A 17,796-nucleotide genomic window follows, 5' to 3' on the forward strand; every position below is an offset into this window, starting at 1 on the left:
CGTTCCGACGACTGCGTCGGCCATCCAGGGATCACCAGACGGAGTACCTCCATGGCCTACCGGCCAATACCGGAGTCCGTACGCGGGCTCGAAACCGACATTCTCGGATGCTGGGAGGAAGAGGAGACCTTCGAGCGCAGCCTCGCGGCCCGAGCGGATGCGCCGGACTTCGTGTTCTACGAGGGGCCGCCGACCGCGAACGCGGCGCCCGGCGTCCATCACATCCTTGCCCGCACGATCAAGGACGCGGTGGCGCGGTACCGCACCATGTCCGGATACCACGTGCCGCGGAAGGCGGGCTGGGATACCCATGGGCTGCCGGTGGAGCTCGAAGTCGAGCGGTCGCTCGGCATCTCCGGCAAGCCGGACATCGAGCGCTACGGGATCCGAAGGTTCAACGACATGTGCCGCGACAACGTGTTCCGCTACCAGGATGCGTGGGAACGGTTGTCGCGGGACATCGGCTACTGGCTGGACTACGGCGCACCCTACGTCACGTACTCGCGCGAGTTCATCGAGTCGGGCTGGTGGGCGCTCTCGGAGATCGAGAAGCGCGGCCTGTTGTACCGCGGATACCGGGTCATCCCGACGTGTCCGCGCTGCGGGACGGGCCTCTCGAGCCACGAGGTGGCGCAGGGCTACCGGGACGTCACCGAGCCCGCCGTCTACATCAAGTTCCACCTCGCGGACGACCCGGACGACGCGCGGATCCTGAGCTGGACCACGACCCCGTGGACGCTTCCCGGCAACCTCGGCCTCGCGGTGGGACCCGATATCCCCTATGCCCGCGTACGCGTCCTGGCCGAGGGCGCGGACGGCGCCACGGCCCCCGCGCGGACGCACGATGGGCCGGGCGGGGCTTTGCCGGGGGAAGTGCTCATACTCGCCCGCGACCGCGTCTCCGAGGTGCTGCGGCACCCGTATGAGATCGTCGGGGAAATGCGCGCGGACGAACTCGCGGGGCGGAGCTACCGCCCCCTCTTCCCCGGCGCCGTGGACCGCTCCGGCTCCGACACGGCGTGGACGGTGCTTGAGGCGGACTTCGTCACCGTCGACGAAGGGACAGGCGTCGTCCACACCGCGGTGATGTACGGGGAAGACGACTTTCGGCTGGGCGAGGCCGCGGGGTTGCCGATGCAGCACACGGTGGGCGCGGACGGGCGGTTTCTCGACACCGTGCCGGGCGGCATCTCCGGGATGCACGTGAAGGACCGGGAGACCGAGCGCGCACTCCGCGACTGGGCCGTCGCGCACGATCAGCTCTACGTACGCGAGATGTACGAACACAGCTATCCGCACTGTTGGCGCTGCGACAGCGCGCTTCTCTACATGGCGCGCGACTCCTGGTACATCCGGACGACCGCGGTGAAGTCCCGCCTGCTCGAGCACAACGCCTCCATCGAATGGCATCCGCCTGAGACGGGATCCGGCCGCATGGGCGAGTGGCTGCAGAACAACATCGACTGGGCGCTCTCACGCGAGCGGTACTGGGGAACCCCCCTTCCCATCTGGCTCTGCTCCGAGGACTGTGGGGACCGGGAGGTGCTCGGGTCCTTCGCGGAACTGGGACGCCGTGTCGGCGGCCTCCCCGAGGACTTCGATCCCCATCGGCCGGGGATCGACGGGTACGAGTGGAACTGCGCCGCCGACGGTTGCGACGGCACGATGCGGCGCGTGCCGGAAGTCGCCGACGCCTGGTTCGATTCCGGCTCCATGCCCTACGCACAGTGGCACTATCCGTTCGAGAACCGGGACACCTTCGAGCGCTACTTCCCGGCCGACTACATCGCCGAGGGCGTCGACCAGACGCGCGGCTGGTTCTACTCGCTCCTCGCGCTCTCCACCATCCTCTTCGACCGCGCACCGTTCCGCGCCGTGGTCGTCAACGACCAGGTCCTCGACGCGAAGGGGCGGAAGATGTCGAAGTCGCGGGGCAACGCGGTGGATCCACGCGACGCGCTCGACACCTACGGGGCCGATGTCACGCGCTTCTACTTCCTGTCGGGTTCGAACCCGTGGGTGCCGAAGCGGTGGGACCCGTCGGCCCTGCGCGAAACCGACCGCAAGCTGTTCGCCACGCTCCGCCACACGTATCGCTTCTTCGCCCTCTACGCGAACGAGGAGGAGTGGTCCCACACCGCATCCGCGGCGGCCCCCGTGTCCGACCGCAGCGACCTCGACCGCTGGGTGCTCGCGCGCCTCGACCGGGTCGTGCGGCTCGTGGGAGAAGCGCTGAACTCGTTCGATCTCACGGCCGGCGCGCGCGCCATCCAGGAATTCGTGCTCGACGACGTATCGAACTGGTACGTACGCCGCAGCCGCGACCGCTTCTGGGCGACGCAACCGGGGGCCGCGGCCGCGAGCGCCGACGCTTTTTCGACGCTGCACGAATGTCTCGCCACGACCGCGCGGCTGCTCGCCCCGTACGCCCCGTTCATGTCCGACTGGCTCCATCGCGCGCTCAAGGACGGCGCGTCCGTCCACCTGGCGGACTTTCCGGAGCCGTCGGGACATTCGGAGCCCGAACTCGAACAGGCGATGGACGACGTTCGGCGCCTGGTGGCCCTGGGTCGCGCCGCGCGGGAAAAGGCGGGGGTCCGGATTCGGCAGCCGCTGCGCGCGCTGCACGCGGTTCTGCCTGAGGGACGGGCGCTTGGGGACGCCATGGCGGCACTGGCGATGGAGGAACTCAACGTCAAACAGGTTGTGTCGCTGGAGGACAGCGAAGATCTTACCCGGCTGTACGCCAAGCCGCGGTTCGGGGCGCTGGGTCCGAAACACGGCGCGCGTACGCCGGCGGTCGCAGGCGGGATCGCGAAGCTGGATGCGGCGGCCCTGAGACAGCTCCGGGCCGGGGAGTCGCTCGACATCGAGATAGGCGGCGAACGGGTTCGGGTGACGCCCGAAGACCTCGTGATCCAGGAAGAGACGCTGACCGATCTCGCCGTGGCGACGGGAGGCGGTTACGTCGCGGCCGTGGACACCGATATCGATGATGCGCTGCGCGACGAAGGCTACGCGCGGGAGATCGTGAACCGCGTCCAGCGGCTGCGGCGCGATGCGGGGCTTGAGGTTGCCGACCGCATCCGCCTCGGCGTGGCGGGTCCGCGGGATCTGGAACAGGCCGTGTCGACGCATGCGGATTACATCGCCGGCGAGACGCTGGCCGTGGAGGTGCGGACCGGATCGGCCGCGCCGGGAGGCCTGGATACAGTTGTGGTGAAGATCGACGACGTCGAGGTCTGCATCGGCATCGGCGGCGTCGGCGAACGCGCCTGAGAAGGATGAACGCCGAACAACGAAAACACATCGAGAAGAGGCTGCTGGAGGCCCGGGCGCGTGCGACCCGGGAACTCGGCCACTACGACGAGGAGTTCACGAGCTCCCTCCAGGGGGCGGACAGCGATCTGGCCGCCTACAGCTTCCATATGGCGGACCAGGGGACGGACGCCATGGAGCGCGAGAAGGCGTTCCTGTTCGCGAGCAAGGAGGGTCGGCTGCTCTACCACATCGACGAGGCGCTGAGGCGGCTCTATCGGAACCCGGAGCATTTCGGAAGTTGTGAGCACTGCGGCGAGGAGATCAGCTTCGAACGGCTCGACGCCCTCCCGCACGCGCGGCTCTGCATCCGTTGCAAGGAAAAGGAAGAGACCGGTGCTTGAAGCCTCCGGACGCGGGGACGGCGCCACCCCCGAACACGAGTCGCCCGGGCTGCCGGGCAACCGCGATTTTGCCGCCCGACTCTGGCTGACGCTCGTTCCGATCGTCGTCATCCTCGCCCTGGACATCGCGACCAAGGCGTGGGTCATGAACACGTTCGAGCTGTACGAGCGAACGCCGGTGATCGGCGACTTCTTCCGCTTCACTTACACACACAACCGTGGAGCCGCCTTCGGGCTCAACATCGGCGAACACTCGCGGATCTTCTTTCTCGTCCTCTCGCTGATCGCGCTCGGCGTACTCGGCGTCATCTACCGCGGTACGCCGTCCTCCGACCGACTGCGCATCCTCGCCATCTCGCTCGTCTCCGCCGGCGCGCTCGGCAACATCTGGGATCGCATCCGGCTGGAAGCAGGGGTCGTGGACTTCCTCGACTTCGGCATCGGTGCGAGCCGTTTTCCCATCTTCAACATCGCGGATTCCGCCGTGACGGTCGGCGCGGTGCTGTTGCTGGTCTCGTTCTGGCTCGAGGGCCGGCGCGAGCGGGAGATGGCGGCCGCGGCGGCGGAGGCGACCCCGGAGTGAAGTGAGTCCGCCCGAATCCGACGTGGAGGGCCCGGGCGAACGGCGGCTCATCGAGATCGGCGAGAGCGAGGACGGATCGCTCGACCGGATCGACCGCCTGTTGGCCGAACGCCTCTCCCTGAGCCGGGCCCGGGTCGCGCAGTTCATCTCCGATGGCCGGGTGACGGTCGGCGGGCGGGTGGTGCGGAAGCGGTATCGGCCGCGGCCGGGAGATCGGATCGAGATCGAACTGCCGCCCCCGGTTTCCACCCGGCTGGAACCCGAAGACATCCCGGTGGAGATCCGGTACGCGGACGACGACCTCGCGGTGGTCGAGAAGCCGGCCGGACTCGTCGTCCACCCCGCGCCCGGCCATCCGGAAGGCACGCTGGTGAACGCCCTCCTGTTTCACTTGGGCGGCCTGTCGAGCATCGGAGGGGACCGCCGGCCCGGGATCGTGCACCGGCTGGACAAGGACACGAGCGGGCTCATGCTCGTCGCGCGGCGGGATGCGGCGCACCTGGCGCTGTCCGCCGCCCTCCGGCGCCGTGAGATTGAGCGCGGGTACGTCGCCGCGGCCTGGGGACACTTCGACCAGGAGCGTTTCACGGTGGACTGCCCGATCGGGCGCGATCCGCGCGACCGGAAGCGGATGGCCGTGCGCGAGGCCGGCCGGCCCGCTGTCACGCACTTCAAGCGTCTGGAACGCTGGAACGCCGCGGAACTGCTCGCCGTGCGGCTCGCCACGGGGAGGACGCACCAGATTCGCGTGCACCTGGGATCGCTCGGACACCCCGTCGTCGCGGACCCCTTCTACGGGCCGGACTGGGAGCGGGGGTTCGGTGGCGCCGGCGGCCGCTGGGCCGCGGCGCTCCGGCGCCGGGCCGGGCGACTCTTCCTGCACGCCGCGCACCTCGCGTTCGAGCACCCCGGGACCGGCGAGGCGCTGTCGTTCGCCTCGCCCCTGCCCCCGCCGCTCCTGGAGGCCGCGGAATGGGCCCGCGCGACCTCGTGAGGCGCTCCCGAAGGGCCGCGGACGCGCCCGCGTAACGGTTGACGCATGTCGGAGGGACGTCTAGCGTCCCCGAATGAACCAGGGAAGACGCGACCGGAGGGGTGGGGACGCTCCCGCCCGGGGTCTCCAGTTCGGGGCGGCCAACTACGCGGCGTTCGCGCTCGGCCTCACGTCGATCGCCGCCGGGTACGTGCTGCTGGATCGTGGATCCGTGACGGCCGCGCCGCTCCTGCTCATCCTGGGCTATGCGGTGTTCCTGCCCGCCGGACTGATCCTCGGCTGGCGCAAGCTCGGCTAGCAGGAGTCGGCCGGCGGAGGCCCCGCCGCGAAGCTGCGCGGATGGCGGCGATTCGGGGCGAATAGCTCAGCCGGTTCAGAGCGCCTGCCTTACAAGCAGGAGGTCGGGGGTTCGAATCCCTCTTCGCCCATTGAACTTACGCGATCCGGAGGGTATTTCGCCCCTCCACCAGACCATCCCGGGAGAACTCTCATGAAGTCGCCGCGCAGCGCATTCCGGCTCGCCCTCGCACTCTTCGCCGTTCTCGCCGCCACACCGGCCCAGGCCCAAAGCCCCGCCGCCATCTCGGCTGCGCTGGGCGACATCGAGTGGCGACACATCGGTCCCGTGAACATGGGCGGACGGGTGTCCGCCATCATGGGCGTGCCGGGCGATCCGCGGACCTTCTGGGTCGGAGCGGCCAACGGGGGTGTCTGGAAGACGACCAACGGCGGCGTGACCTTCGAGCATCAGTGGGACGACGAGAACACCTACTCGGTCGGGGCGCTGACGCTTGCCCCCTCCGACCACAACGTCGTATGGCTCGGCGCCGGCGAGGGCGACCCGCGCAACTCGGTCTCGTACGGTGACGGCGTGTACCGTTCGACCGATGGCGGCGCCACCTGGACCCACCTCGGCCTCGACGACAGCGAACGCATCAAGCGCATCGTCGTCGACCCGCGCGACCCCGATGTCGCCCTGGTCTGTGCGATGGGCCACGAATGGGGCCCCAACCGGGAGCGCGGCGTCTTCCGTACGACCGACGGTGGTCAGACCTGGGACCACGTGCTGTTCGTCGACGAGGACACGGGGTGCTCGGACATCGACATCGACCTGACGAACCCCCGCAACGTCTACGCCGGCATGTGGACCTTCCGCCGCCTGCCGTGGCGTTTTGACGACGGTGGCAGGGAGACGGCGCTTTACGTCTCGCGCGACGGCGGCATCTCGTGGAAGAAGATCGTGACGACGCCGGACGAGCCCATGGCTCGCATCGGCATCAGCGTGGCGCAGTCGCGTCCGAACATCGTCTACCTGATCACCGAATACCCCACCGCCGGCACGCTCTTCATGTCCGACGACTACGGCGAGACCTGGGAGATGGTCAACGACAACAAGAACCAGCTCAACTTCCGGCCCTTCTACTACTCCGACGTCTACGTCGACCCGTCCGACCACGAGACGCTGTACACGCTCTCGGGCGGGCTGTCGAAATCGACCGACGGAGGCCGGACCTTCGACCGCATCGCCAACGACGTGCACGGCGACCACCAGGCGTACTGGATCGACCCGGAAGACGGCGAGCGGATCCTCTCGGGCTCGGACGGCGGCATGCAGGTGTCGTACGACGGAGGCGCCAACTTCCACATCTTCCGCAACTTCAGTCTTGCGCAGTACTACCACATCTTCGTCGACGACCGCGACCCGTACTACGTGTGCGGCGGGCTGCAGGACAACGGCAACTGGTGTGGGCCGAGCCGGCTCAACGACCGCCGCGGCATCCTGCCCGGCTATTTCTACACCGTCTCCGGCGGCGACGGCTTCTACACCGTGCCGGTGCCGGGCCAGCCAAACCTCATCTACTCGAACGCGCAGGGCGGCTACTTCCGCATCACGGACACGAACTCGGGGCAGATGCGGTCGATCGAGCCGTGGCCGCTCATGATCGGCTCGGTGGGGCAGGGCATGTACCAGGCGAGGTACCGTTTCAACTGGGACGCGCCGATCGTCATCTCGCCGCACGACCCGGCGACGGTGTACTGGGGCGGCAACGTCGTCTTCCGCAGCAACGACTACGGCCACTCGTGGGACGTGATCAGCCCCGACCTCACGACCGACGACCCGGAGAAGCAGCTCGATTCGGGCGGCGAGATCTACCTGGACAACACCGCGGCCGAATTCCACACCACGATCCTCACCATCGCCGAGGACGAGTTCGAGCCGGGCGTGATCTGGGTCGGCACCGACGACGGCAACGTGCAGATCACGCGCGACAACGGCGCGACGTGGGCGAACGTCCGCGACCGCGTGCCCGGCCTGCCCGCCGAGACCTGGATCGGCAACATCGAGGCGTCGCCCACGGATGCCGGCACCGCGTACATGGCCGTCGACAACCACCGCCTCGACGACTTCACCCCGCACCTGTGGGAGACGCGCGACTACGGGCAGACGTGGCGAGATATTTCCGCCGGGCTCCCGCAGGACGACTACGTGAAGGTCGTGCGGCAGCACCCCTCGAACCCGGACCTGCTCTTCGTCGGCATGGAGCGCGGCATCTTCGCGTCGTGGGACCGCGGCGACACGTGGGTGGACATCCGCGGCAACCTTCCGCGCGTGTCGGTGCGGGGCGTGAAGATCCAGCGCCAGTACAACGACCTCGTCATCGGCACGCACGGGCGCGGCGCGTTCATCCTCGACGACATCCAGCCCATGGTCGAGCTGACCGAGGCCATCGGCCAGGACGCCCACCTCTTCGACATCCGCATGGCGACGGAGTGGGAGATGTGGGGCCGCACCAGCAACTTCGGACAGAGCCGCTTCGCGGGGGAGAACCCCGCCCCCGGCGCGTGGATCCACTTCCATCTCTCGGAGGATGCCGCCGAGGCTGCGGGCAACTCGGTCGACGTACGTATCACGGACCGCAACGGCACGCTCGTGCGTGAGTTCCAGCACCGCGACGTCACGCCGGGCGTCAACCGCGCGATCTGGGACCTCCGCTGGACCGGCGCGGAACCGATTCCGGGACAGGGTCCTCCGGGTGGAGGGTTCTTCTTCTTCGGCCCGACCGGCCCGCCCGCCGTCCCGGGCACCTACACGGCGACGATCGAGGTGGGCGGCACGGAGCTGTCGAAGGACTTCCAGCTCCGCGGCGACCCCAACGTGGCGGCCTCGCAGGCCGTGTACGACGAGCGCTTCACCGCGGCCATGCGCGCACGCGACCTCGAGACGCGCCTCAATGAGATGATGGGGACGATCATCGATCTGGACGGACAGATCGACGGACTCCTCGAGTCCATCGAAGGCAAGGAGATGTCCAACGAAGAACAGGTGAGAGCCGTCGCCGACGATGCCCAAAGCCAGCTGACGGCGGTGTCGGGCGAAGTGCGGCGTCCGCCGGGGTCGATGGGCTACCGCGACTGGCCGCGCCTCATCGAGCAGCTTCGCAACATCTCCCGCGCGGTCTCCGGCCCGCAGGCGCGACCGACGGTCGGGCAGATGGAGGTGCTGACGGAGATCGAAGCCGGCGCCGCCCAGCGGGCCGAGGAGCTCTCCGGCATAGTGAACGGCGTGATCGCCGACCTCAACGACCTCCTGGAGGACGCGCCGAAGATCATTACGAACTGGCGGCGGGTGGTGATCAGCTGATCGCATGTGGTTTCTGATCGGCACGCTCTCTCGCTGGGCGCTGTTCGCGGGTCTCCTCGTCGCGGTGGGGGCCGTCGTCTTCAAGCTGGTCGTCCTCCGGCGCTTCCCCGGGTTCGATCCGGAGGAGGATGACCACGCCGGCGTCGCGCCCGAGAGGCTGGCCGCGCGGATCGGCGGCCTCGCGGTACTGCTCGCCGGTGCGGGCACCCTGGGTCGCCTTGCGGCGGAAGCGAGCATCTTTCGCGATCCGTTCGAACCCCTGGGGGCGGAGCTTCGTCTGCTCATAGCCGGGACTTCCTGGGGTCGGGCGTGGCTCGGACAGGTCGCGGCGGTCGTCGTCTCCGGGCTGGCCTTCGCGCTCGCCGCGGCGCGGGGCGCGCGGGCGGAATTCGGCTGGATCGCGGCCACGGCGGGGGTGGCCCTTCTCGCGTACACGCCGGCGTTGGCCGGGCATGCGGTCGGCGCCGAACACTTCGTCACTCCGGCGATCGCCGCCGATGTCTTCCACATGGTGGCGGGCGGCGTGTGGCTGGGCACCCTCGCCGTGATGGCCGGGGTCCTGTATCTCGGCCGTCGCCGGGGGGCTTCGCTGTCGAAGCGCCGCATCGTCGACTGGATCTCGGCCTTCTCGCCGCTCGCGCTGGGATCGGCGGCGGTCATCGCCGCTACCGGACTCTTCGCGGCATGGCTCCATCTCGGGGCGGTCTCGGCGCTCTGGACCGAACCCTGGGGCCGGACGCTGAGTCTGAAGCTCTTCGTCGTCCTCGCGATCGTCGGTTGCGGCTTGTACAACTGGCGGCGCGCTCGCGGCCGGGTCGCGGAGGCCGGGGATGCGCCCCGTCTCCCTCCGACCGTCATCGTCGAGCTGAGCGCGGCGGGTCTGCTCCTCCTCGTCACCGCCGTCCTCACCGGCACGACGCCCCCGGCTCATTGAAGCCGATGAGACGCACGGTGAGACACGCATCGGCGGGTTCCGGACCGTGACCGCGATCTCCGGACTTCGGGTGAACGGAGACCGGCTCCGGGGGCGCCTCGAGGAGATGGCGCGCATCGGCGCCACTCCGGCCGGGGGCGTCCATCGCCTCGCCCTGAGCGACGAAGACCGCCGGGCGCGCGACCTCTTCCGAACGTGGGCCGAGTCGCTGGGCCTCGCGGTGTCCGTCGACGGGATCGGCAACATGTTCGCCCGCCGGGACGGGACCGGCGACGCGGCGGCCGAAAGCCGACCCCCTCTCGTGCTCGGGAGTCACCTCGACAGCCAGCCGACGGGCGGACGGTTCGACGGGCCGCTCGGCGTTCTCGCCGCGCTGGAGGTCGCGGAAACGCTCGAGGAGCAGGGGGTACGGACGGCCCGTCCGATCGAGGTGGTGAACTGGACGAACGAGGAGGGCGCCCGTTTTCCGCCCGCCATGATGGGCTCGGGCGTGTTTTCCGGCCGGTTTACTCTCGCGGACGCACTCGGCGCGACGGACGCGGACGGGGTCACGGTCTCCGACGCCATCGACGGCATCGGCTATCGCGGCGCGCTCCCCGTCGGGGGCCGCCCGATCGCCGCCGCTCTCGAGTTGCACATCGAGCAGGGCCCGATTCTCGAGGAAACCGGACGAGAGATCGGCGTGGTGACCGGCGTGCAGGGCGCCCGCTGGTTCGACCTGACGATCACGGGAGAGGAGGCGCACGCGGGGTCGACGCCGCTGTCCCGGCGGACGGATCCGGTGGCGGTGTTCGGGCGGTTTCTCGTCGACGCGTATCGCCGCGTCGAACGCGACTTCGCGCCGCACGGCCGGCTGACCTTCGGGGTTCTCGCGGCGGAGCCGGCGTCGCGGAACACCGTGCCCGGGCGCGTCGCCGTCAGCGTGGACCTCCGTCACCCCGACGAATCGACCCTCGACGAGATGGAAGACGGTCTGCGCGAGGCGGCGAACCGCGCCTGTCTCGCGCGCGGAGCGGCGTGGCGGCTCGATGACGTCTGGCGCTCCCCTCCAGTGCGGTTTTCCGATCGGTGCATCGACGCCGTCCGCGCGGCGGCGGATCTCTGCGGCTATGCCTCCATGCCGATCGTGGCCGGCGCCGGACATGACTCCGTGCACACGAACGACGTCGCGCCGACGGGGATGATCTTCACCCCCTGCGAAGGCGGCATCAGTCACAACGAGGCGGAGAACATCACGCCCGCACAGGCGGAGGCGGGCGCCAACGTCCTCCTCCACGCGGCGCTCGGACTCGTGGAGCCGACGCCGGCTGATATGTTGTCCGCGCCGACAAACCCACCAGGAGGCGACGTGTGACTGCGATGACGAACTCCGCCACGGCGAACCCCGCCGGAACCGCCACGGCTCAATGGCAGGACATGGACCGACGCCATCACGTCCATCCCTTCATCGACCCCCGGGTCGTCGCCGAGAAAGGGACGCGCGTGATCGTGGGCGCGGAGGGCCGGCACCTCATCGACTCCGATGGCCGGCGCATCCTCGACGGCATGGGCGGTCTGTGGTGCGTGAACCTCGGCTACGGACGCGAGGAACTCGCGCGGGCGGCGTACGACCAGATGGTCGAACTCCCCTATTACAACACCTTCTTCCGTTCCGCGCCCCCGGCCACGATCGAACTGTCGCGGGTGCTCGCGGAACTCACGCCCGGCGCCATCACACACACCTTCTTCTCGAGTTCCGGTTCCGAGGCGAACGACACCATCGTCCGCCTCGTCCGCCGGTACTGGGATCTCCGCGGACAGCCCGAAAAGAAGACGTTCATCAGTCGCACCTACGCGTATCACGGCAGCACGATGGCCGCCGCCAGCCTGGGCGGCTTCGAGGCCATGCACGCGATGGGCGACCTGCCGCTGCCCGGCTTCGAGCACGTCATGCCCCCTTACTGGTTCGCCATGGGGGCGCCCGGCGAGACACCGGAGGAGACCGGCGCGCGGGCGGCGCGGGCGGTGGAGGAGAAGATCGCGGAACTCGGCGCGGACCGCGTGGCGGCGTTCATCGGCGAGCCCGTCATCGGCGCCGGGGGCGTCATCGTGCCGCCGGACAACTACTGGCCCGAGATCCAGCGCATCTGCCGCGAGAACGACGTGCTCATCGTCTGCGACGAGGTCATCACCGGCTTCGGCCGCACGGGGGAGTGGTTCGGCGCGCAGAAGTTCGGCATCGAGGCCGACCTGATGACGATCGCCAAGGGACTCACCTCCGGCTACCTGCCGATGTCCGCCGTGCTGATGACCGACGCGGTGTTCGGCGTGCTGGCCGAAGGGGGAGTGATCCCGCACGGGTACACCTATTCGGGCCATCCGGTCGCGGCGGCCGTGGCCCTGGAGAACCTCCGGCTCATGAAGGAGGAGGGCGTCGTCGACCGGGTGAGAGAGGACACCGGACCCTACTTCCAGGCGCGGCTGAGGGAGTTGAACGACCACCCGCTCGTGGGCGAAGTGCGGGGCGTCGGACTCGTGGCCAGCGTCGAACTCTCGAAGGACAAGACGACCCGGGAGTTGTTCGAGCCCGTGGGCCAGGTGGGGGCCCTCTGCCACGAGCACCTCTACGACGAGGGGGTTGTGTTCCGCGCCATGCGCGACGTCGTGTGCACGAGTCCGCCGCTCACGATCACGCGCGACGAGATCGACGAACTCGTGACGAAGGCCCGCGCGGGCATCGATCGGACGGCGCGGGACCTCGGCATGATGTAGCGCTGGATGCCCGCGCCGTCGCGCGGGGGCCGCTCTCAGACGCCTTCGAGCGTCTCCGCCATGAGGTGCCGGACCACGGCCCGCGTGTCGCCGGTCTCTTCGTACACGGCGATTTGCCGCTGCGAACTCGACCCTTCCCGGAGGATCCGGAGCGCGTATTCCACCTCCGCGCGGGTGCCGAGTTCGTCGACCACGTCGTCGAGGAACCACTCGACGATCTCGATGATCAGATCCGACGCCGGGTGCTCGCTCTGCCGCCCGAAATCGATGAGCTTCCCGGTGAGACCGTATCTCGCCGCGCGCCACTTGTTCTCGGCGAGCAGCACCTCGGGGTACTGGCGGAAGGTGAGGTTGTCCCGCCGCAGCTTCCACAGCTTCGCCACGATCCCCTGGAAGATGGCGGCGATGCACACGACTTCCTCCACGCGCGTGCACATGTCGCACACCCGGAATTCGAGCGTCGGGAACTTGTGATTCGGGCGGACGTCCCACCAGATCTTGCTCGAATCCGGGATCGTGTTCGAGCGGACCATCGTCTGGATGAAGTGCTCGTACTCGTTCCAGCTCCCGAAGCTCATCGGGATGCCGGTGCGCGGAAAATTCCGCCAGATGATGCTGCGGTAGGAGTGCAGCCCCGTCTTCGACCCCTCCCAGAACGGGGAACTCGTGGAGAGCGCGAGCAGGTGGGGGAGGAAGTACCGCGACACGTTCATCGCGTCGACCATGAAGTCCCGGTCCTCGATGCCCACGTGGATGTGGGTGCCGAAGATCAGGTTCCGTTCGGCAACCTGCTGCAGATCTTCCCGCAATCCGACGTAGCGGTCGAGCGGCGTGATGTCCTGCTGCTCCCAGGTCGAGAAGGGATGCGTGCCCGCGGCCACGATGGCGAGCCCCTTCTCGGCGACCGTGCCACTGACGAGGCGGCGCATGCGCACGACCTCCTCGCGCGCCTCCCCCACATCCCGGCACACCTCGCTTGCCGTCTCCACGCAGGCCTGATGAAGCTCCGGGTGGATCTGCTCGCGCGTCTCCTCATCATCCCCTTCGAGGATCTCGGTGATGAACGACGTGAGTTCGCCGGTCTCCGGATGGACGACCTGGTATTCCTCTTCGATCCCAAGCGTAAGTGACGGCGCTTTCATGTGACCCTCTCCGGGGAGCGTTCGAAGCCGCGTTCGAAGCCGCGGGGGCAAGCTGCTGAAGCCGCGGGGGCAAGCTACTTTCGAGGATCGCCGGGGGCCATGTATGTTCCTCCGTCCCCGACCCGACCCGTTTTCCCGACACGGAGGCACCATTGATCGACTGGCTCTTCGCAATCTGCATCTTCTGGCTTGTGGCTGCGATCTTCTTCGGCGGCATCTACGATGCGGAGACCGGATCGCCCGGCCGCCAGGCGCTGGGGCTCCTGCTCAACTTCGTCGTTTTTCTCGGCATCTTCGCGGTGTTGCGGTTCGCCGTCGGCGGGCTGGGCGGAGAGAGCGGATTCCTGAGCACCGTGTGGGGAACCGTGGTGCCCGCGGCCTTGCCGACCATGCTGCTCGGCCGGATCGGGAACGTGGTCTTCAAGCTCGCGGGCGTCACGATGACACGGAAAGTCTTCTCGGCGGACGCCCACTAGCAGCCTGCTGGCAAGACGCTTCCTCGGACCAAGTCGCGCGCCGCACTTGCAATCCGGCGATGGTGCGCGAATTATGCGCCCGGATCGCTCGTCGGAGCTTACTTTCAACAGGGAGAACCCAGGATGACCAAAGACGATTTCGCGGCGAAGCTCGCCTCGCAGGCCGGCTTGAGCAAAGCGAGCGCGCGGGATGTGATCGACTGCATTTTCTCGACGGATCCCGGCGCAGGGATCATTGCAGTCGAGCTTGACGCCGGCCGCGACTTCACGGTCACCGGCTTCGGCACCTTCGGAACCCGGCACCGCAAGGCGCGCATGGGTCGGAACCCGCAGACCGGCGAGTCGATTCAGATCGCGGCCATGAACGTACCCACGTTCAAGGCGGGCAAAGGGCTCAAGGATCGCGTTCGAGCCTAGAACGATGGCGCGAATGGGACCCGGGATCGCCTGGGTCCCATTCGCGATCGCCTTCCAACTCCGTCCTTCCTTCTCCAGTCACAATCTGAGCAGCCCCGGGAGCGTCCTCAGCGCTTCGAGGCTGTGTCCCGACTGGAAGTAGTCCACGTACGGAAGCGCGGTGCGCATGCCGCGGGCTTCGGGCGCGTAGCGCGAACTCTCGAGCAGGGGATTCAGCCAGATCACGCGACGCGCCCGCCGCTGAATCCAGCCCATGGCGCGCCGCAGAGGTTCGACTTCCCCCTGGTCGAGTCCGTCGGAGAGGATGATGACGAGCGTCCGCCGACCGAGCATCCGCTGGCCGTGATGCGCCACGAAGGTCTCCAGGCACTCGCCGATCCGCGTTCCGCTCGACCAGCCGCGGGCCCGCAGGCGGTCCAGCGCGGGGTCGATCTCTTCGCCGGCCAGCCAGGGAGTGAGGTGCGTGAGGCGCGTGCTGAACGCGAAGGTCTGGATGTCTCGCGCGCGACCGCACCCCAGGAGGAAACGCAGCAGGAAGCGGCTGTATCGCTCCATCGAGCCACTCACGTCGCACAGGACGACGAGTTGCGGTGGCACGTGCCGCCGTCGCCGCCGCGCCAGGCGAACGAGTTCGCCCTCGTGAGCGACGAGCGACCGCAACGTCCTCCGCACATCGATCGGCCCACGCCGGCCGCCCGGTTCGAGTCGGCGGCTGCGTCGCGTGGACAGCCGTACCATCAGCCGCTCCAGCCAGACGTCGACCTCGCGCAGCTCCTCGTCGCCGATCGAGGCGAAGGAGCGTCGTGCGAGCGAGTGGGCCGCGCTGTACACGGCGCCGATCGGACGCTCCCGGGAGTCCGCCTCGTCGCGCCCCTGCTCTCCGAAATCGTCGCGCGCCGCCGCGAGCCCGTCCGATCCGGAAGGCGCGCCGCCGGCCGACCGATCCCCCCGGTCCGACGCGGCCTTCGACAGAAGCTCCTCCACGGCGGATGACGGCCGCGCTCCCCGCCACCACGCGGGGAAGCAGCGCTCGAAGATCTCGATGTCCGCGGGGCTCGAGCAAAACGCCGCGCGGAGGCCCGCTCTGACGTCCTCCACGTCCTCCGTGTCGAGATGCGGGAGCGCGGCGACGGCCGCCGTGGACTCCGAGAGCGCGCAGGCCACGCCTTCGCCGCGCAGCCGCCGGCCCAGGTCGACGATGCGCTTGGGCGTCAACTCCCCCCGTCCTCCGAAGAGGCGAGCAACTCCCCCAGCCGCTCCTCCGTAAGGCTGGCCAGGTCGTTCGGGTCCTTCACGAGTGCCCCGATCGCGTCGCGCGCGGTCGCCGGACGCAGCGGATTCGGCCCCAGGTGCTCGAGGGCCGCGGCAAAATCCAGCGTCTCCGCCACGCCGGGGGGTTTCGCGAGCCGCTCACGCCGCAGCTGCTGGGCCAGCTTCACGGCCTCCCCAGCCCGGGAGGCGGCGATGTCCGGGCGTCGCCGCCGCAGGATCTCGACCTCTCGCGCCGAATCGGGATAATCGATCCACAGGTAGAGGCAGCGCCGCCGCAGTGCGTCCGACAGCTCGCGCGTCCCGTTCGAGGTGAGCACGACGACCGGCCGCGTCCGGGCCTCGACCGTACCCAGCTCCGGGATCGAGACTTGGAAGTCGGACAGCAATTCGAGCAGGAACGCCTCGAACTCTTCGTCGGCCCGGTCCACCTCGTCGATGAGAAGGACCGGGCGCGTCTCGCAGCGAATCGCGCGCAGGAGCGGCCGCTCGAGAAGGAAGTCCGGCCCGAAGATCGTGCGTTGCACCGCCTCGGCATCGCCGCCGCCGTCCTGCAGGCGGATGTGGAGGAGCTGCTTCTGGTAGTTCCACTCGTAGAGAGCCGTGGGGAGGTCGAGCCCCTCGTAGCACTGGAGGCGAATGAGCTCCGCTCCGAGCCACGTGGCGACCGCCTTGGCGATCTCGGTCTTGCCGACGCCGGCGGCCCCCTCGACGAGGAGCGGCTTCTCCATGGCGAGGCCGAGATGGACCGCCGTCGCGATCCCCCGGTCGGCGATGTACCCCGCCGCCTCGAGTTCCTCGATGATCTTCGCGATGTCGGGTTGCAAGGCGGCGACCTCCCGGTTGCGGGTGCGACGCGGCCGTCTCAGCTTCCGGTGGAAGCCGATCCGCGGTAGAGCCGCTCCCGGCAATATAACCGCTCCCCCGGAGCCGACGCCCGACGAGGCCCGCGAACCGGCGATCCGTCCCCGTCCGGCTCCACTCCGCGCGCAAACCCCCGAGGAACGACGATGGCGATCGAGATAGAGAAGAGTTTCGATGTCCCGCAGACCGTGGACGAGGTCTGGAGCTTCCTGACGGATCCGGAGCGCATCGTCGAGTGCCTGCCGGGCGCGACACTCATCGAAGCGGTCGACGAGCGTACGTACCGGGGCGAGATCGGGCTCAAGCTCGGCCCCATCGGGACGCGCTTCCTGGGCGAGATCCGCTTCGACGAACTCGACGCGCGGCGCCATCACATGAAGATGACGGGGGAGGGGCGGGATCGACGGGGCAGCGGCAACGTGAGAATGACGATGTTGAGCCAGCTTCAGTCTGTAGAAGCGGAGGAGGGCGAGGAGGCGGGCGGCGGAGGGACCCGGATCTGGGTGTCGCAGTCCATCGCGCTGACCGGACGGCTCGCATCTTTCGGCCGCGGCGGCGTGATTCAATCGGTCTCGAACGTTATGTTTAATCGCTTCACGGGATGTGTGCGTGAGAAGCTGGCGCAGTGATCGGCGGAGCGCGGCTGCGGGGCGCGACTTGCGCGCGGCGTCGGCTTGCGTTAATCGACCTTGAACCCCTTGTTTCGAAGTGATACCGGTTTTGGTGTGTCGCACGGCCCTATGATCCGTGCGCCGTCTGTTGCACGAACGGTCCGAGGTACTCGATGAGAAGCACGCGGAACATTCTCCCGTGGGTGGCGGCCGGCGTCGCCGTCCTCTCCCTTCCGGCGGCGCCTCGGGCGCTCCAGGCGCAGACGAACGATCTGCTCATCCTCGTCGCCCCCGTCGCGGTGACCGAGCCGGTCGACCGCCGTTTCGGGGAGCGCATCGCCGAAGAAATCCGGGATGGGCTCAAGATCTTCCCCGGCTACATTGGCATCGAACGCGACGATGCCCGGGATCTGATGGACGATTACGATCTCGATGAGCGAACGATGACCC

Annotated in this window: 16 protein-coding genes and 1 tRNA gene; 14 read left to right on the plus strand and 3 right to left on the minus strand. The window is 68.6% G+C overall.

Annotated elements, in window-relative coordinates; genetic code table 11:
- Nucleotides 1–51: 51 nt before the first annotated feature.
- The 10 genes from ileS (at nt 52) to OXN85_04445 (ending at nt 12,567) form a co-directional block, all read left to right on the plus strand.
- Nucleotides 52–3,279 (plus strand): isoleucine--tRNA ligase, encoded by a 3,228-nt coding sequence (ileS, locus tag OXN85_04400; GenBank protein ID MCY3599198.1) that lies wholly within the window; start codon nt 52–54, stop codon nt 3,277–3,279.
- 5 nt (nt 3,280–3,284) lie between these two features.
- The gene (locus tag OXN85_04405) at nt 3,285–3,662 is read left to right on the plus strand and encodes a TraR/DksA family transcriptional regulator (protein ID MCY3599199.1); all 378 of its coding nucleotides are present in this window, start codon (nt 3,285–3,287) and stop codon (nt 3,660–3,662) included.
- Entirely contained in the window at nt 3,655–4,245 is a 591-nt protein-coding gene (gene lspA / locus OXN85_04410) for a signal peptidase II (GenBank protein MCY3599200.1), read from the plus strand. The genes OXN85_04405 and lspA overlap by 8 nt, the downstream gene beginning before the upstream one ends.
- A 1-nt stretch (nt 4,246) precedes the next feature.
- Complete coding sequence (locus tag OXN85_04415) at nt 4,247–5,239, plus strand: RluA family pseudouridine synthase (GenBank protein ID MCY3599201.1); 993 nt, start codon at nt 4,247–4,249, stop codon at nt 5,237–5,239.
- A 73-nt stretch (nt 5,240–5,312) separates the two neighbouring features.
- Complete coding sequence (locus OXN85_04420; protein ID MCY3599202.1) at nt 5,313–5,537, plus strand: hypothetical protein; 225 nt, start codon at nt 5,313–5,315, stop codon at nt 5,535–5,537.
- 55 nt (nt 5,538–5,592) lie between these two features.
- Nucleotides 5,593–5,667 (plus strand) — tRNA-Val (locus OXN85_04425).
- Nucleotides 5,668–5,729: 62 nt separating this feature from the next.
- Nucleotides 5,730–8,882 carry a hypothetical protein gene (locus OXN85_04430; GenBank protein MCY3599203.1) on the plus strand — a complete coding sequence of 1,051 codons (3,153 nt, stop codon included), beginning with the start codon at nt 5,730–5,732 and terminating at the stop codon, nt 8,880–8,882.
- A 4-nt stretch (nt 8,883–8,886) separates the two neighbouring features.
- Nucleotides 8,887–9,816, plus strand: coding sequence for a CopD family protein (locus OXN85_04435; GenBank protein ID MCY3599204.1), 930 nt, complete (start codon nt 8,887–8,889; stop codon nt 9,814–9,816).
- 46 nt (nt 9,817–9,862) lie between these two features.
- Entirely contained in the window at nt 9,863–11,170 is a 1,308-nt protein-coding gene (locus OXN85_04440; GenBank protein MCY3599205.1) for a Zn-dependent hydrolase, read from the plus strand.
- Nucleotides 11,171–11,175: 5 nt separating this feature from the next.
- Nucleotides 11,176–12,567: an aspartate aminotransferase family protein gene (locus tag OXN85_04445; protein MCY3599206.1), complete on the plus strand. Its 1,392-nt coding sequence runs from the start codon at nt 11,176–11,178 to the stop codon at nt 12,565–12,567.
- A gap of 35 nt (nt 12,568–12,602) precedes the next feature.
- On the opposite strand, the gene OXN85_04450 is transcribed toward OXN85_04445, so the two are convergent.
- Entirely contained in the window at nt 12,603–13,709 is a 1,107-nt protein-coding gene (locus OXN85_04450; GenBank protein ID MCY3599207.1) for a carboxylate-amine ligase, read from the minus strand.
- Between the two features lie 152 nt (nt 13,710–13,861).
- Between OXN85_04450 and OXN85_04455 the strand changes: the two genes are divergently transcribed.
- Together OXN85_04455 and OXN85_04460 are read left to right on the plus strand one after the other, a co-directional pair.
- A complete protein-coding gene (locus tag OXN85_04455; GenBank protein MCY3599208.1) occupies nt 13,862–14,185 on the plus strand; it encodes a hypothetical protein in 324 nt (107 codons plus the stop codon).
- A 123-nt stretch (nt 14,186–14,308) separates the two neighbouring features.
- Complete coding sequence (locus OXN85_04460; protein ID MCY3599209.1) at nt 14,309–14,602, plus strand: HU family DNA-binding protein; 294 nt, start codon at nt 14,309–14,311, stop codon at nt 14,600–14,602.
- Between the two features lie 78 nt (nt 14,603–14,680).
- Here OXN85_04460 and OXN85_04465 read toward each other — a convergent pair whose 3' ends face one another.
- Together OXN85_04465 and OXN85_04470 are read right to left on the minus strand one after the other, a co-directional pair.
- Complete coding sequence (locus OXN85_04465) at nt 14,681–15,817, minus strand: VWA domain-containing protein (protein ID MCY3599210.1); 1,137 nt, start codon at nt 15,815–15,817, stop codon at nt 14,681–14,683.
- The gene (locus tag OXN85_04470; protein ID MCY3599211.1) at nt 15,814–16,698 is read right to left on the minus strand and encodes a MoxR family ATPase; all 885 of its coding nucleotides are present in this window, start codon (nt 16,696–16,698) and stop codon (nt 15,814–15,816) included. Before OXN85_04470 ends, OXN85_04465 begins: the two co-directional genes overlap by 4 nt.
- A gap of 183 nt (nt 16,699–16,881) precedes the next feature.
- On the opposite strand from OXN85_04470, the gene OXN85_04475 reads away from it, so the two are divergent.
- Both OXN85_04475 and OXN85_04480 read left to right on the plus strand, forming a co-directional pair.
- Entirely contained in the window at nt 16,882–17,364 is a 483-nt protein-coding gene (locus OXN85_04475) for an SRPBCC family protein (protein MCY3599212.1), read from the plus strand.
- A gap of 155 nt (nt 17,365–17,519) precedes the next feature.
- A partial coding sequence (locus tag OXN85_04480) for a hypothetical protein (protein MCY3599213.1) occupies nt 17,520–17,796 on the plus strand: 277 nt, incomplete at its 3' end.

The sequence above is a fragment of the Candidatus Palauibacter australiensis genome, assembly GCA_026705295.1.
Classification (GTDB): domain Bacteria; phylum Gemmatimonadota; class Gemmatimonadetes; order Palauibacterales; family Palauibacteraceae; genus Palauibacter; species Palauibacter australiensis.